At 47.3% G+C, this 15,720-nt stretch carries 12 protein-coding genes; 5 read left to right on the forward strand and 7 right to left on the reverse strand.

Annotated elements, in window-relative coordinates:
• Positions 1 to 10: 10 nt before the first annotated feature.
• The 4 genes from QL223_RS07220 to miaE form a co-directional block, all read right to left on the reverse strand.
• Complete coding sequence (locus QL223_RS07220) at positions 11 to 1,093, reverse strand: TRAP transporter substrate-binding protein (protein WP_281544323.1); 1,083 nt, start codon at positions 1,091 to 1,093, stop codon at positions 11 to 13.
• Positions 1,094 to 1,455: 362 nt separating this feature from the next.
• A complete protein-coding gene (locus QL223_RS07225) occupies positions 1,456 to 3,183 on the reverse strand; it encodes a hypothetical protein (RefSeq protein WP_281544324.1) in 1,728 nt (575 codons plus the stop codon).
• 383 nt (positions 3,184 to 3,566) lie between these two features.
• Positions 3,567 to 4,307, reverse strand: coding sequence for a sporulation protein (locus QL223_RS07230; RefSeq protein WP_281544325.1), 741 nt, complete (start codon positions 4,305 to 4,307; stop codon positions 3,567 to 3,569).
• A 112-nt stretch (positions 4,308 to 4,419) separates the two neighbouring features.
• Positions 4,420 to 5,199 (reverse strand): tRNA isopentenyl-2-thiomethyl-A-37 hydroxylase MiaE, encoded by a 780-nt coding sequence (gene miaE / locus QL223_RS07235; RefSeq protein ID WP_281544326.1) that lies wholly within the window; start codon positions 5,197 to 5,199, stop codon positions 4,420 to 4,422.
• Between the two features lie 233 nt (positions 5,200 to 5,432).
• Between miaE and QL223_RS07240 the strand changes: the two genes are divergently transcribed.
• The 3 genes from QL223_RS07240 to QL223_RS07250 all read left to right on the forward strand — a co-directional run bounded on the left by QL223_RS07240 (position 5,433) and on the right by QL223_RS07250 (position 7,280).
• A complete protein-coding gene (locus QL223_RS07240; RefSeq protein ID WP_281544327.1) occupies positions 5,433 to 6,128 on the forward strand; it encodes a pirin family protein in 696 nt (231 codons plus the stop codon).
• A gap of 132 nt (positions 6,129 to 6,260) precedes the next feature.
• Complete coding sequence (locus QL223_RS07245; RefSeq protein ID WP_002540125.1) at positions 6,261 to 6,581, forward strand: hypothetical protein; 321 nt, start codon at positions 6,261 to 6,263, stop codon at positions 6,579 to 6,581.
• A gap of 9 nt (positions 6,582 to 6,590) precedes the next feature.
• The gene (locus tag QL223_RS07250) at positions 6,591 to 7,280 is read left to right on the forward strand and encodes a YafY family protein (protein ID WP_002540124.1); all 690 of its coding nucleotides are present in this window, start codon (positions 6,591 to 6,593) and stop codon (positions 7,278 to 7,280) included.
• Between the two features lie 45 nt (positions 7,281 to 7,325).
• Here the strand turns inward: QL223_RS07250 and QL223_RS07255 are convergent, their stop codons facing one another.
• Both QL223_RS07255 and rne read right to left on the reverse strand, forming a co-directional pair.
• A complete protein-coding gene (locus tag QL223_RS07255; RefSeq protein WP_281544328.1) occupies positions 7,326 to 9,077 on the reverse strand; it encodes a SulP family inorganic anion transporter in 1,752 nt (583 codons plus the stop codon).
• A gap of 539 nt (positions 9,078 to 9,616) precedes the next feature.
• A complete protein-coding gene (rne, locus tag QL223_RS07260) occupies positions 9,617 to 12,655 on the reverse strand; it encodes a ribonuclease E (RefSeq protein ID WP_281544480.1) in 3,039 nt (1,012 codons plus the stop codon).
• 522 nt (positions 12,656 to 13,177) lie between these two features.
• Between rne and rluC the strand changes: the two genes are divergently transcribed.
• Positions 13,178 to 14,134, forward strand: a complete 957-nt coding sequence (rluC, locus tag QL223_RS07265) for a 23S rRNA pseudouridine(955/2504/2580) synthase RluC (protein WP_002540121.1) — start codon at positions 13,178 to 13,180, stop codon at positions 14,132 to 14,134.
• The gene (locus QL223_RS07270) at positions 14,124 to 14,765 is read left to right on the forward strand and encodes an HAD-IA family hydrolase (RefSeq protein WP_002540120.1); all 642 of its coding nucleotides are present in this window, start codon (positions 14,124 to 14,126) and stop codon (positions 14,763 to 14,765) included. Before rluC ends, QL223_RS07270 begins: the two co-directional genes overlap by 11 nt.
• Before the next feature lie 320 nt (positions 14,766 to 15,085).
• On the opposite strand, the gene QL223_RS07275 is transcribed toward QL223_RS07270, so the two are convergent.
• Entirely contained in the window at positions 15,086 to 15,670 is a 585-nt protein-coding gene (locus QL223_RS07275) for a nucleoside triphosphate pyrophosphatase (RefSeq protein WP_002541717.1), read from the reverse strand.
• Positions 15,671 to 15,720: the final 50 nt, after the last annotated feature.

The following is a 15,720-nucleotide window of genomic DNA, read 5'->3' on the forward strand; positions in this document are numbered from 1 at the left end:
TTCATGCCTTCTATTGGCCTTGAAGATAAGCTTCCTCAGAAATGGAGGTCCAACGGCGTATTTTGTCCAAGTAGGCCTGTTGGGAGTCGAGGATCTTTTTCGCTTGCGCATCTTTGTCGGCGTAGTTCGCCAGTAATTTGGTGTTGGCAGAGCGCAAGGCATTAATCACATCATCAGGGAACTGTTTAACCTGAATGTCGGGATATTCGGCGGTCATTTCTTCCCACGCTTCTGCGCTGGCATGCGCGTTTTGGATATACATGTCGTAAGCCGCAGTGCGCATGGCTACGCGAAGGATTTCCTGCAGATCTTCAGGCAGGCGTTCCCAGGTTCGCTTGTTGACGAGAAATTGCAGCTCAGTCGCGGGCTCATGCCAGCCTGTGTAGTAGTAAGGAGCAATTTTGTGAAAGCCCATACGTAAATCCAGCCCTGGGCCTACCCATTCCAACGCATCAATGGTGCGTCTTTCCAGAGCGGTATAAAGCTCACCGGGGGCGATGTTTGTCGGGCTCGCACCTAGCTCAGCCAATACTTCACCAGCAAAGCCGGGAATACGCATCTTAAGGCCTTCCAAGTCATCCACTGAGTTGATTTCTTTTTGGAACCAGCCACCCATTTGAACGCCGGTATTACCGCCGGGGAAGGAAAGAAGATTGTGTGGGGCATAGACTTCTTCCATCAGTGCCATGCCGTCTCCGTGATAGAACCAACCATACTGCTCAGAAGCGACCATACCGAATGGCATGGTGGTGAAGAACAGCGTGTTTGGCACTTTGCCTTTCCAGTAATAAGAGGCTGAGTGCCCCATGTCATATTGGCCTGACTTCACCATGTCGAAGACACCGAATGGAGATTTGTGCTTATTAGATGAGTCGATGCGGATCTTAAGACGTCCATTGGACATTTTCTCCGCCATGGCAGCCATATTCTTTGTAGCATCACCGAAAATGGGGAAGTTAGGTCCCCAGGTTTCGGCTAATGTCAGTCGGTAGGTTTTCTCCGCGGCAAAGGCAGAAAAACTGAGGACGGCAGAGAGGCAAATACATGCAAATGCTGCCAGTGCTTTTTCAGTTTTGGAATGTAGAGGTTTCATGTCGCATTTCCTTATTGCTATAGAAATTCCAACGACACGATGAATAACAATTTGATAACAATGAATTCGTAATACCGCGCAAGTACTCGTATGAATCGCCATCATCACTACTGAGATGTTGCCTACGTATTTTTTCGGATCTTATTTATTTAAGGCTATGAATTCTTGGTGGAATAAGGCTGGTCGTGGCTTCAGGAAAGTAAGCGAATACTACGTATTTCTTGTGATGGATTTAATTTGAAGGTTTGTTGCTTATTTGTGATCGTGGTGGGTTTTGGCCAACACCTCTCCTGAATAATCTGTCTGGGTAGAAAAGAGAAAGGCCTACACGGTAGGCCTTTTAATCAATTGTTTAGCCAAGATTATGGCGAGGTTTTGCAGCCTTTTCGGGTAACATCAACAGTCTTTGACTTAGTGCCTTCACCCAAACAGTAGGTACCAATTAACCTTGTTGTACAGGAAGGCAACCCATTTTCGTCTGCTGTGATAGTGACATAGATAGTGTTAGACAATCTTGTTCCAAGAGTATCACCATGTTGACAGTAATTTTTATAGAACTCAGTCATATAGGCATTTACATTGGTGAGTGTTTTGATCTCCGATTGTCCGATGTAGCCGATACTCATCGCGTCGACTGATTGTGAACCACCCAACTCAGTCTTCCAGGATATGCTTCCTTTGGTTCTCGATGTCATGTAGTACTTCTGAACTGTTGATTTTTCACAGTCCATGACTAAACCGCCGCTAAATGGCGCATCAATGTCAGAGCCTCGGATGTAAGAATAAAGTTTATCGCTGTTGTTACAGTTAAACGATGGCTCGTCATTATCATTGATGGTCCCAGTGCCTGATTTGAGGTCTGATTCATCCTCTTTTACCCAAGCATCAAGAGTAAAGGTTTTCGCAGGCTCATCGTTGTCATCGTTGATAGTGGGGACAATAACGCTGAATATATTGTCGCCCGGTTCAAAATTGACGCTCACGCCTTCATTATTGAGTGTTACATCTTTGGTTGTACCATCATAACCAATCGTTACATCAGCGCTATAATCCACATTCACTTTGGCCGTATTATCTTTTATTGCTAGAACAACGTCCTTGTCTGCTTTTAGCTTTTGGTTAAGAGACACATAAAAGGTTGCATTTTGTCCTTCAGTAACGGTGTCATCTGACACATCTGAGACTTCAATGTGGCGCTCACTTGGAAATATAGTCGCGTCATAGCACTCGTGACTTTCCTGAGTGTTAGTTGCCATAGCACTAATGCGGTTTGGGAATAAACCAACAACGACTTTTTCACCTGTCTCCGGGTTCAGCCGAACCAGTTTGGTGCTGTTGATATTACCCGTTACGTTTTGGTTTTTTGCTGCAATTAAAACCTGTCCGTTCTGATCAAGGGTGGCTGCGGTGATGAAGTCAACAAAGTGGAAAGATTCCAATTTGGCAACAGCATTACTGGTGTTGATGCTGAAGGTTCTGCCGTTAGTAATAAATAGCAAATCGCCTTTATAAAACACAAAGTCCCCCCAGCTTGAAAAACCAGAGTAACCGAGTGTTGGCTTGTCAAACTCTGCGATGTCAGTGGTACTGGCTGTTGAAGGGTCAATAGTAAAGAGTTTTCGGTTGTCAGACGCATACAAAGTCCCGGTGGCGGGCTCAAAAGCCATTCGAAAAACGCTGGGAATATTGCCGACGATAGTATGCGTATTGGTCTGAGAATCGAAATAAGCGAGCTGGTTAGGCTTTAGCTTGGACGCATGGAAATCAAGGCTTGCAAATTCATCCGCCGACGTATCTTGCCCTAATCCCTCAACATAATAGGCTTCGGGTCTCGGCGCACTCACATAATAAATACGGTTGGTGTTTTTGTCGTAAGCCATGGCTGAGGTGCTGAACTCAGCGCGCGATTTTTTAATTGCCCGATCACCGTTGTAGGTGCCTGACAGTTTTTTTGTCTCCTGTAAATCAATCATAAATCCAACATGTCCGCGCCCTGCATTCATGGCATAGACGTTTCCATAACATTCGGCTTTAGCGCCAATAGATATAACACTCGCAAGGATAAAACCTGCAATTAATCGCTTCTTCATGAGCTTCCTCTTTGAATTGTTACACTTGGGTTAAGGAAATGTTTCAATTGCATGTTGATACTACTAATGTGGTTTTATATTGATTGACCCAAATATGAGACGTTGTGATTTTTTTAGCTTCAGTGTTCTCTAATTGAGCTCATTAGTGATTGATTAATAAATTTAATTAGTTAGTGCTAAATATGCAGGCAATGAATATTCGAAGTGTTAATAATGTTTACAGTTCTTGTTGATTTGTGCTTAATAAAACAAGATCTGTATTAACTATCAAAAAGCGGACAGGCCGTGGTTGTGGTATTGAAGTAGAGATGTTCTGGAAGACTTGGCGAAAGGTCAGAAAAAAGGGCCTTTGAGGCCCTATCAAGTATTGCGTCAGTACTATGTCAGACGCTCAAAATCGGTGCCAGCGCTTGTGACACTTCACCTTCTGACGCATCACGGGAAATGGTGAACGAGCGATAGGTATCACCACGGCCGAACGAGCGGTCAATCTCGGCAAGGCAGTGGATAACCGAACCATCCAAGATGAAAGAAAGCTCGATTTCCTTCTTGTTGAACATGCCGCTGTTTTTGAATTCAAGCTCTTGATAACAGCCAGAAACAGAGGCAAAGCCATTGCCACGTAAATGTCCTTTCTCTACATCTGCCTTCACCAAGGCAAAGCCTTCACGTTCAATGGCGGAAAGCACACGTTGTACTGCAGGCAGTGGGCGAACTTCCAGATAATCTCGGTCAGTTGGGTCGATGGCGAAATCGATGTCCAGAACAGTCTCTACCCAGACATGGCTCTGGTTGAGTTTTGCATTAACCGACGTAATTGGCGTTTCGGCATGCAGCTTCAGTTCGAACGGCACTTCTTTTTCTTCACCCGGTTGAATGGTGAAAGGATCATTTGCCTGAATATGACCAAGGACAAAGACCTGATAACCCACACCAGAGTCAGACTCAACTTTGACTTCAGTGCAGAGTTTCAGTGTGATGGAGTCAATCTCTTGCTCGACATCTCCGCCCTTGATATGAACGGTTCCGCGCAGGGTTTCGCCTTGGTAAACAGATTCATTGTGAAGGATGGTATCGACTTTGGTTGCGCCAATACCTAAAGAAGCTTTAAGTTTCTTGAACATAGTAATCCTTGATTGTTCAGTGTCATTCCCTGTTTACCGAACATTGGCTGTCGGTGCAAGTCACAGACAGTATAAAGAAAAAGTCAGGGGAGAAGGCCCTGACTTTGTCGAGTTATGCGGCGAGTGACGGCACGCCACTGTGGAAACGGAACATATCATCTGGTGTTTGGATGAGTTCGGCTTCTTTCTCACCAATCGCTTTTACGCGGTCGGAAATATCTCCGCCAGCAATGGCTGCCGCCAGTTTCAAATAATCCTGATAGTGGCGTGCTTCTGACCGCAGCAGAGAGATATAAAACTTACGCAGTTCTTCATCCAAGTACGGTGCGACTTTGGCAAAGCGCTCACATGAGCGAGCTTCGATGTAAGCGCCAATAATCAGCTTGTCGATAAGCATCGCTGGCTCATGCGTACGGACAATCGACATCAATCCTCGTGCGTAGCGGCCGGCATTGAGCGGGCTGTATGGCATATCACGTTTTTCCATGATTTCGATGACCTGCTCGAAATGATGGAATTCTTCTTTAATCAGTCGAACCATTTTGTCGATTAAATCTGGGCCGTGTTCGAAACCTTCCTTGGGTTTTAGTGGAGCGCTCAGCCCATTCTTTTTAGCGTGGAAAATCCCATCACGCATGCCACGGTAAACGAAATCTTCATAGGGTTTTGCCCACTCCAAAAGTAGCTCGCCGCTGGACGCGTCAATGGCGTACTTGCGGATAAGCCACATTGCGGTTTGGCTGGCTTTTAATTCGCAGTTAGCGTGATCACGCAGAAGTATGGTTTCGTTTTCAGGCTTAATGGCTTCATCAATCCACGCCTGTGGCGTTTCGCAGTGCAGAAACCCGCGCACTGGCTCGAGCAAACTTTTTAATTCTGGGCTTAGCGACATCGATTTTCTTTGGTCTTTTTAGTGCTTTGAAGGCGGCAATTATATACCCAAACGACCTGAATATGCTCGCATTGAGGCACTACTTTCGGGCGAGTTGACTTACGCCATGCCCTTTGTTGTTCCTTTTAGATGTTCGAAAAAGTTGAACATCAAACTCAAATCTCTCTGGTTTTATTCAAGATTGGGATTGCTTAACCTTTAAAGCAATAAGTTAAGCGCAAAAGGAGGTCGAAATGATTGATATCCGTAAATCTGAGAAACGTGGCCATGCAAGCTTTGGTTGGCTGGACAGTCGCCATACTTTCTCTTTTGGTCATTATCATGACCCAGAGCAAATGGGTTTCTCGGCGCTTCGTGTGATTAACGATGATGTGGTGAAACCATCGACTGGGTTTGATACTCACGGTCACCGTGATATGGAGATCATAAGTTATGTTCTGGACGGTGTGATTGAGCATAAAGACAGTGAAGGGAATATCCAGTCTCTGCCAGCCGGTGAATTTCAATTGATGTCTGCAGGGAAGGGGATTTACCACAGCGAGTACAATGGCTCTTCCGACAGTGACCTTCGCTTCCTGCAAATTTGGATTCAGCCTAATGAGAAGGGTGGAGCACCAGGTTATCAGCAGAAGGACTTTGGTAAAGCATTGGGCTTCACTGAGATAGCAACGCCTGATGGCCGTGATGGCACATTGCGCATTAAACAAGATGCCCGATTACTGCAGTTAATCCTTGAAAACGGTAGTTCGGAAACTTTCACCCCGGAAATGGGCAGCAATGTGTATGTGCATGTCGTAGCGGGTGAGTTGTCAGTGAATGACGATGCTCTCTCAGCTGGCGACGGTGCAAAAGTTAGCGGGCTCTCCCAACTCTTGCTGAAAAATAACGGCTCAGAAAACGTCACTGCTTTGGTCTTCGATTTGCCGTAATGTGTTTAAGCTCTTGAAATAGAAGGTCAGCCAAAAGCTGACCTTTTTTTGTTTCTGGGAAACGCTCCTGACACGATCTGTCAGTAGGTGTCAGTAATCTCTTCTCAACCCCACATGAAAGGAGATAACACCATGGATAACATTGTAGAAACCGTAAGATTCAAACTGAAAGACGGCGCGGATATGAAGGCATTTGTTGAGGCAGCAGAAGGCACTATTCCCTTTATTAAAGGATGTGAAGGCTATCTTTACCGTTCGTTGAGTCTTAATGAGCAGACACAAGAATGGACAGACATTGTTTACTGGGCGACACTCGCTGATGCTAAGGCAGCGTCAGACAACTTCATGAAGGATGAAGGTGCTCAGAAGATGGTGTCTTATATTGATGCTTCAACGCTAGTGATGGCCCACGAGCAAATTAAAATGAGTCCTTGTATGACTGAAACAGCTTAGGAAGAGTGAATGAGTAAATCGGAGCGCTTGTTTGAGCTTTTAACACTGCTGCGTAGTAAACGTTACGCGGTGACGGCCAAGTCGTTGTCGGAAGAGCTGAAGGTCAGTGAGCGCACGATTTACCGTGATATCCAATCCCTGCAATTGTCCGGTGTTCCCATTGAAGGCGAAGCAGGGATTGGTTACCTGTTAGGCAAAGGCTCTCACCTTCCACCGCTAATGTTTACTGAAGAAGAAATCGTCGCATTGGAACTTGGCATGCAAATGGTACGAGCATGGTCAGATAAGAGTTTGGCGGCTGCTTCTGAATCTGCCTCAAGAAAAATCCAGTCCATACTGCCAGAACACCTTAAAGCCCAGATTGACGCTTTGCCTCTTGCGGTGCCTGACTTTTACATTGAATCAGAATGCACCGTATGGCGAGAAAGCTTGCGCGCAGCGACGACAGAAAAACAAAAAGTCCGCATCAAATATAAAACTGGCGAAGGAATATACTCCGAGCGGATTGTTCACCCTCTAGGTCAGGTATTTTGGGGCAAAGTCTGGACGCTGGTGGCATGGTGTGAGCTACGGGATGATTATCGAAGCTTTCGCGTTGATCGTATTGAGCGTATGGAAGCCCTCAAAGAGCATTTTGAAGCCGGTGAGTTAAAGTCTTTCCAACATTATCTATCGCTCTGCGAAGAAGAGAATAGGTAATAAAAAAGCGGGCCATTCAGCCCGCTTCTTCATCATTGAAATTCATCACGCCAGAACGTCGGTTGCAACCTTGTAGCTTGGGTCTTCGATGTGGTTAATTTCAACCAGGCTGCCCGCTTTAGTCAGCAGCGCCAAACAGTCTTGTGACAGATGACGAAGGTGGAGCGTCTTACCCGCTTTGCTGTATCGCTCAGCCAGCGTCTCAATCGCTTCAATGGCTGAGTGGTCAGCCACACGGGATTTACCGAAATCGACAATCACGTCTTGTGGGTCGTTCTGAGCATCAAATAGTTCAAGGAAGTTAGCCACTGAGCCAAAGAACAATGGACCATTCACTTCATAGATTTTCGAACCTTCTTCATTGATGTGGCTTGATGCATAGATGTGTTTCGCGTGTTCCCATGCAAACATCAGCGCCGAGACAATCACACCAACGATAACCGCAATCGCCAGGTCAGTCATAACGGTAACAACAGTCACCAGCACGATAACGAAAAAGTCGCGTTTTGGTACACGGCTGGCCAGCTTGAACGTTGCCCATTCAAATGTGCCGATAACCACCATAAACATCACACCAACCAGCGCTGCCAGTGGGATCATCTCAATCAGCGAAGAGGTGAAAAGGATAAAGCAGAGCAGGGCAAGTGCGGCGACGATGCCTGACAGACGGCCACGGCCACCAGAGTTAACGTTGATCATCGACTGACCAATCATCGCACAGCCGCCCATCGCACCGAATACGGAACAAGTTACGTTCGCGACACCCTGGCCTACACATTCGCGGTTACCGCGGCCGCGGGTGCCGGTCATCTCGTCAACGACGGTTAGGGTCAACAGAGATTCAATCAGACCGACAGCTGCCAGAATCAAAGAGTATGGCAGGATGATGTATAGCGTTTCCAGATTGAATGGAACAGTTGGGAAAGCGAAAGTCGGCAGTGAGCCAGCAAGCGTTGCGTTCTCGTCACCACTCATTGAGCGCAGGAAGTCGACAACAGTGCGGGTATCCAGATCTAGCAGGACAACAGCCGCAGTCACAGACACAATTGCTACCAGTGACGAAGGTACTGCTGTAGTGATTTTTGGCAGGAAGTGGATGATTATCATTGTTATTATAACCAACAATGACATAACCATCATTTCGCTACCAAAGAACTGATATATAGCTTCAAATGATACCAACGAAATTAGTGTATTTGGCGAGTATTTAGTGAGTAGATAAGCAGCAAAGAAAATTATGGGTAAAGGAGCAAACTTCAATATTCTGTTTTGTTGTTTGTATGCAAAAACCACTGACATCAGCACTACAGCGATTAGAAGGATCGACGAAAGCCCTTCATAGCCTTGCAGCCATTCCATTTCACCATTAAGACCAGGAACTTGGAATTGCCCAAGCTGCGCCAGGAAGATAACGATGGCCAGACCGTTAACAAAACCAATCATTACCGGGTGTGGGACCATGCGGATAAATTTACCGAGCTTAAATACACCCGCCAGAATTTGAAGAGCACCCGCCAGCATGATTGCCGCAAAAAGATATTGAATACCGTGTTCTGCGACCAGGCTGACCATGACCACTGCCATTGCGCCAGTCGCACCAGAAATCATACCAGGGCGACCGCCAAGGATAGAAGTCAGTAGACCCATGATGAACGCAGCATACAGGCCAACCATTGGGTCAACGCCTGCAACGAAAGCAAACGCAACGGCTTCTGGTACCAGAGCGAGTGCAACAGTCAGACCCGACAGAATGTCGTTCTTGGCCGAGTGTTTAGGAAACTTGGGGAATTCAAACATCTTGTTCGGTTACTTCTCTAAAAGTGGGTTGTTGGCAATTCGACAAAGACGGCGATACTACCTAAAAGTGTGATTTTGTTCAATCTTGGTAACGTATTTGTGAAACTTAAAAGCAGGTTACGTCTAGGCAGAACAGCGGGTTATAACAAAAAAGACGTGCTGCAATTAGCCAAACTGATTAGACATCAAAGCGATGGCAGTTTGATGAATAAGACCTAGGGGCTGTTGACCTTTGGTGGTTGGATTTTGTTCTAGCCCTAAGCGTTTTAGGCGCGGCGAGGTGTGTGCCGCCTAGTCATTCTAAGCAAATACACCTCAACAAAGCATAAAACGCTTAGGGCAGAACCCTTCGGGCAGCGTTTGTGGGGAATTTCTGCTGCGTTATCGGCTTCTCATGTAGGCTAGCTACACATCGAAGCCTCTGCCTTGCATAAAATCCCCACAAACTGCTGCAAAAACCATCACCAAAGATCAACAGCCCCTAGTGGCACATAAAAAAAGAGCCATGCTAGGCATGGCTCTTTCTGATTCATCACTTCTTACTGGAAGTTCGGCTTGGTCGCTGGCGCTGCGGCGCTGTTGGTTGCCGTTTGGCTACCTGCTTGGCGCGTTTCAGCTCGCTCACTGCGGAACTCAGCAATGGCTACTTCAATCGCTGATTCAGCGCTTTCCGGTGCTGGCGCTTTTGTCATTGGAGACGTTGCACGACCGATGCGAATAGCAGGCTTAGCAGGTTTCTCTGCTTCTACAGCAGGGATTTCGCTAGATTCCATAACGCTCTTCACATTGGTTTCTTCAGCTTTTGGCGCTTCTACCTGTTCAGCTACAGCTTCGACAACTGGCTCTGCAGCAGGTGCTTCTACTTCTTCCGGTGCATTAACAGCAACTGGCAGTTCTTCGTTTAGGGCGTCAGCACCTTCGTACTTCGCTTTTTCTTCCAGCACAGTGGGTGCTGAACGACGAACGATGACTTTACCCATTGCCATTTCAGGGAAGGCTACGCCACCAACAGCAACTGTCTTAGGTGCTGGGGCTTCGTCAGTAATAGGTGCTTCTGTCACTGCTTCTGCCACAACAGGGGCTTTCAGTGCAGCTTTCGAAGGCCATACTTTACCCATTGCCATTTCTGGAGAAGCAACACCAGACTTCAGAACGACCTTGTTGCGCTTTTCAACGATAGAAACAGCCGTTTCCATCATGTCCAGTTGGTCAAGGCCTTGCTCAGCGTTTGCTGATTCGTCTTCGCGGTTGCTGCGACGACGACGTTGGCCACTTGCACGCAGGTGACGAGGTGAACGGCGGTTACGACGCTTCTCTTCACGTTGCTCACCATTATCGTTCGTCTCGGCGGTCTGAGGTGCGTCAGTAGTGGTCGCTTCTGCTTTCGCTTCTTCCGCTACAGCTTTACCCATTTCGTGAAGTGGGTTTACTGCGGCGATTTCAACTTCTTCAGTATCACCAACGCGGACTTTCTTGTTCAGCTTACGGCGTTGACGGCGCTGTTTTACTTTCTCCGTCTTTTCCGCTTTCTCTTGCTTGTCAGCTTGAGACTCTTCTTTTACTGGCTTAGCCGCTTTCGCTTGCTGTTGACGTTGGTCAGCTTTTTCTGCCTTGTCAGTCTGCTTGCGGTTTTGCTTCTTAGCTTGTTTTTCCGGACGCTCATTTGAACGTTCGTTATTTTCAGCGCGCTCTTTGCCACGACGTGGTTTCTTATCTCCACGCTCGCTTCGTTCATTGCGCTCGCCATTCTTGCTGTTTTCGTCGCGCTGACCATTGCGCGAGCCACGACGGGTGCGATCTTGAGAACGCTTGTGGTCACGACGGTTACGAGACTCGCGTTTTGGTTCTTCTTTCTTCTCTTCTTCAGCCGGCGCACTTGCGAACAGGCCAGAGATGAAAGATACCAGACGAGAGATCAGACCAGGTTTAGCTTCAACTGCTGCTTTTGCTGCTGGCTTGGCAACCGGTGCCGGAGAAGCAGGGGCAGCGAAACTTTGCAATGCTGGCTCTTCGCGTTTCTTAACAACGCGCTCAGCTGGTGCGTCGTCTTTGCCTTCAGTCTCACGCATTGCTTCCAGTTGTTCTGGAAGGCGGTAAGACAGTGAAGTCACTTCGTCACCACCGCGGATACGAACCACTTCAAAGTGTGGGGTTTCCATGTTGGCGTTAGGTACAACGATAACGCGGACGTTGTGATACTTCTCAACGTGCTGCACTGAGCGGCGTTTTTCGTTGAGCAGGTAAGAAGCAACCGGAACGGGTACAACTGCCATTACCTGAGCGGTGTTTTCCTTTAGCGCTTCTTCTTCGATCAGACGCAAGATAGACAGAGACAAGGATTCGTTATCACGAATCACACCGGTACCTGTACAACGAGGACAGATGTGGTGGCTGGCTTCTGCCAGAGAAGGGCTCAGACGCTGACGAGACATTTCCAGCAGACCAAAGCGTGAAATACGACCGATTTGAACGCGTGCACGGTCCATACGGACAGCTTCACGCAAACGGTTTTCTACTTCACGTTGGTGGCGAACTGGGGTCATATCGATGAAGTCGATAACAACCAGACCACCAAGGTCACGCAAGCGCAATTGACGTGCAATTTCGTCCGCTGCTTCAAGGTTTGTCTGCAGGGCGGTTTCTTCGATATCAGAACCCTTGGTCGCGCGAGCGGAGTTGATGTCGATAGAAGTCAGTGCTTCGGTAGGGTCGATAACAATCGAACCACCGGAAGGCAGACGCACTTCGCGCTGGAAGGCAGATTCAATCTGGCTTTCGATTTGGTAGTGGCTGAAAAGTGGAACTTCACCTTCGTAGCGTTTAACGCGACTCAGGAAGTCAGGACGGGTAGCCTGAATACGCTCACGAGCCTGATTGTAAACTTTCTCACTGTCGATCAGCACTTCGCCGATGTCACGACGCAGGTAATCACGGAATGCACGCGCAATCACATCGCTTTCCTGATAGATCAGGAATGGCGCTGGTTTAGAATCAGCGGCGCCTTGGATGCGTTCCCAGTTGTTCAGCAGGTAGTTTAAATCCCATTCCAGCTCTTCAGCAGATTTGCCAACGCCAGCAGTACGAACGATCAGACCCATGCCCTGAGGCAGTTTCAGACCAGACATTGCTTCTTTCAGTTGGCTACGCTCTTCACCTTCGATACGACGAGAAATACCGCCAGCACGAGGGTTGTTTGGCATCAGAACAAGGTAACTACCGGCGAGAGAGATGAAAGTGGTCAAGGCAGCGCCTTTGTTACCACGTTCTTCTTTATCAACCTGAACAATCACTTCCTGGCCTTCCTTCAACACCTCTTTGATGTTTGGACGACCTTGGTAGCTGTAATTGTCTGGGAAATATTCGCGGGCAATTTCTTTAAGAGGAAGGAAACCGTGACGCTCAGAACCATAGTCTACGAATGCTGCTTCAAGACTTGGCTCAATACGTGTAATACGGCCTTTATAGATGTTTGCTTTCTTCGATTCATGGCCAGGGCTTTCGATATCCAGATCGTATAAGCGCTGACCGTCAACCAATGCGACGCGCAACTCTTCCTTTTGAGTTGCGTTAATCAACATTCTTTTCATATCAAATTGTTCTCGATTATTTGTTGTTATTAGTTGTCGGATACGAGAGAAAGAACGCAATGCTGCCAGGTCCCAAGTCTGATGTTAATGCAGCCTCACGGCTGGGGAATCAGGGACGCTCTAGGGCACTACTTATCCACCCACTGATACGGAATTAAGATATTCACTCCGGTTTATTCAGTCGGCTATTCGCCACAAATGGCGACAGTCTCTTTGACACTGGTTATTTATCCCGTCGTGCCAACAAACTAACGGGTGCTTTATTCCTCATGTCTTACGCCGAGTGCTGCATGATTAAGACACCGTTAACTGCCAGCTGATCAAGATACTACTCAGAAATAGTGCTAGTGGCGGTTAGGGGTCTGAGATAAAGCGGTAAAGATTTACTCTATTTGTCGACTTTTTAGTCGTGGCGAGCAAAAAAGCTTCAAACTTTTCTGCTTTACGGCGCAACTATAGCAGGGACACTTTTTTGCAGCAAACTACTTTGATGCAATGTAGAATCTACGCCCTATGAATACTGAAAAACCTAAAGTGCAATTCATCGACATTTCAGATGACATTGCAGGCCAGCGGATCGATAACTTTCTCCGAAATAGGCTTAAAAACGTACCTAAAAGTATGATTTATCGCGTTCTGCGTAAAGGAGAGGTGCGAGTTAATAAAAAACGCATAAAACCTGAATATAAGCTTCAGGCGGGCGATGTTATTCGCGTGCCACCTATCAAGATCCCAGAGACAGCGCAGGCTGAGGCACCCAGTACCAAACTGAATCGTGTTGCAGAGTTGGAAAAATGTGTGATTTATGAAGACGATCACATGTTAGTACTCAACAAACCGTCAGGCACTGCGGTTCACGGCGGAAGTGGTCTGCACTTCGGCGCCATTGAAGCGATGCGCGCATTGCGCCCAGACGCACGCTTTCTAGAATTGGTGCATCGTATCGACCGCGATACCTCAGGCATCTTGCTAATTGCTAAAAAGCGTTCAGCATTGCGTCATTTGCAGGCGCAATTCCGTGAGAAGACGGTGCAGAAATACTACTTTGCTTTAGCCATGGGTAACTGGAAGCCTTCCATGAAGAAGGTAACAGCGCCACTTCTTAAAAACGAAGTGAACAGCATTGTTCGTGTAAACCCGAATGGTAAGCCGTCTGAAACCCGCTTTAAAGTGATGGAACAGTTCGAGCAAGCGACTTTGGTACAAGCTAGCCCAATAACAGGTCGCACTCACCAAATCCGTGTGCATGCGCAATATGTGGGACATCCACTGGCGTGGGACGATCGCTATGGCGATCCAAGGTTTGATGCTTACACCAAGAAGTTTGGTTTGAGCCGTCTTTTCCTGCACGCAGCCAATATCAAGTTTACCCACCCGGGAACCGAAGAACTGATGGATATCTCCGCCCCGATGGATAAGCAATTAGAAAGAGCACTGGAAGGTTTAAGGAAAGCGCCACGTGTTAGCTAACTATAAGTTGGTCATTTTTGATTGGGATGGCACCGTGATGGATTCTGTCGCGCGTATTGTTTCCAGTCTGGAAGCTGCTGCCCATCTCACGGGTGGTTTGCCAGAGTTGTCTGGTGATGAGCTCAAACAGATGATTGGCCTGAGCCTAGACAAAGGGTATGAATTTCTCTATCCCGGGGCGCCTTTAGAAAAACTGGATGAGTGGAAACGCCATTACGGGCAACAGTTTCGTGTCGATAACGATACGCCGATAGACCTGTATCCTTCTACTTTTGCGTTTTTGGAAACGCTAAAGCAAAGAGGGCATTTGCTCGCGGTTGCGACAGGCAAATCCCGCCCGGGCTTAGATAAGGCCATTGCTGATACCGGCACGTCAGCATTTTTTGTGGCGACTCGCACTGCGGATGAAACGGCTTCAAAACCTGACCCATTGATGCTCAATGAGCTTTTGGCTCAGCTTGGTGTTGAGGCAAAAGAGGCTGTGATGGTGGGGGACACAACGCACGACATGCATTTAGCGCAAAATGCTGGCGTGGATGCTATCGGTATTACATGGGGTGTCCATGACAGGACGACGCTGGCAGCTTACCATCCTGTCGCGATTGTAGATTCTCTGGAAGCACTTCTTTAATCGTCGACGAAAGATAAGTAGAAAGTGGGGCGATAGCCCCATTTGCAGATATACCCAAACGACCTGAAGATGCAGGATTCAGCGAGATTGACTGGCGTTGTGATCGCGGCGTTCCTTTGTAGGTGTAGTCACCTCCATCAAAAAGGAACAACAACGAGCACGGCGTCAGTCAACTCGCCCGAAGGGAGGCCCTCAATGCGCCCACTTCATCGTTAAATTCCACGGAAATAGAATGACTATTACTCATAAAATTTTCCTCGAATTGAACGCATTGATGCCCTCTGAATGCGAGCATCTTCAGGTTGTTTGGGTATAAAAGGCTAAAGGACTTCGATTCCTTCCTGTCGGAGCATTTCGCATAGGCGAATCAAAGGCAATCCAACCAGAGTGTTTGGGTCTCGTCCTTCTAGCTTATCGAATAAAGCTATGCCAAGGCTTTCGCATTTAAAGCTACCTGCACAATCAAGCGGTTGTTCTCTTTGCACATAGCGCGTGATTTCCTCTTTACTCAATTCTCTGAAGTGAACATGAAAAGGCTCTAGATCTGTTTGTGCTTTTCCGGAGTCAGCATTCAACAAAGTTAATCCCGTATAGAAGGTGACATGCTTTCCCGATGCCGCCATTAGTTGCTCAATGGCCTTTGCTTCTGTATGGGGTTTGCCCAAAATCTTTCCATCGATCACACAAACTTGATCAGATCCTATGATGATCGATCCTGGATGTGCATCTCGACATGCCTGTGCTTTTTCCAATGAGAGTCGCTTCACTAAATCAGCCGGAGGCTCATTTTCTTTAGCAGATTCATCAATATCCGGTGAGTGGGCAACGAAAGGTAAGCCAAGTTTTTGAAGTAATGCCTGGCGGTACTTGGATCCAGAAGCCAGCACAATTGTTTGTTTATTCATCTAACGATGATCCTTTACCAGAATATTCGTATACGTGGGCAAGTGTAATG

It is taken from the genome of Grimontia sp. SpTr1, from assembly GCF_947387585.1.
Lineage (GTDB): Bacteria > Pseudomonadota > Gammaproteobacteria > Enterobacterales > Vibrionaceae > Enterovibrio > Enterovibrio indicus.

Bases quoted from the DNA above. Each gene is read 5' to 3' on its own strand.
- QL223_RS07220 (WP_281544323.1), bottom strand. From the start codon at position 1,093: ATGAAACCTCTACATTCCAAAACTGAAAAAGCACTGGCAGCATTTGCA.
- QL223_RS07225 (WP_281544324.1), bottom strand. From the start codon at position 3,183: ATGAAGAAGCGATTAATTGCAGGTTTTATCCTTGCGAGTGTTATATCT.
- QL223_RS07230 (WP_281544325.1), bottom strand. From the start codon at position 4,307: ATGTTCAAGAAACTTAAAGCTTCTTTAGGTATTGGCGCAACCAAAGTC.
- miaE (WP_281544326.1), bottom strand. From the start codon at position 5,199: ATGTCGCTAAGCCCAGAATTAAAAAGTTTGCTCGAGCCAGTGCGCGGG.
- QL223_RS07240 (WP_281544327.1), top strand. From the start codon at position 5,433: ATGATTGATATCCGTAAATCTGAGAAACGTGGCCATGCAAGCTTTGGT.
- QL223_RS07245 (WP_002540125.1), top strand. From the start codon at position 6,261: ATGGATAACATTGTAGAAACCGTAAGATTCAAACTGAAAGACGGCGCG.
- QL223_RS07250 (WP_002540124.1), top strand. From the start codon at position 6,591: ATGAGTAAATCGGAGCGCTTGTTTGAGCTTTTAACACTGCTGCGTAGT.
- QL223_RS07255 (WP_281544328.1), bottom strand. From the start codon at position 9,077: ATGTTTGAATTCCCCAAGTTTCCTAAACACTCGGCCAAGAACGACATT.
- rne (WP_281544480.1), bottom strand. From the start codon at position 12,655: ATGTTGATTAACGCAACTCAAAAGGAAGAGTTGCGCGTCGCATTGGTT.
- rluC (WP_002540121.1), top strand. From the start codon at position 13,178: ATGAATACTGAAAAACCTAAAGTGCAATTCATCGACATTTCAGATGAC.
- QL223_RS07275 (WP_002541717.1), bottom strand. From the start codon at position 15,670: ATGAATAAACAAACAATTGTGCTGGCTTCTGGATCCAAGTACCGCCAG.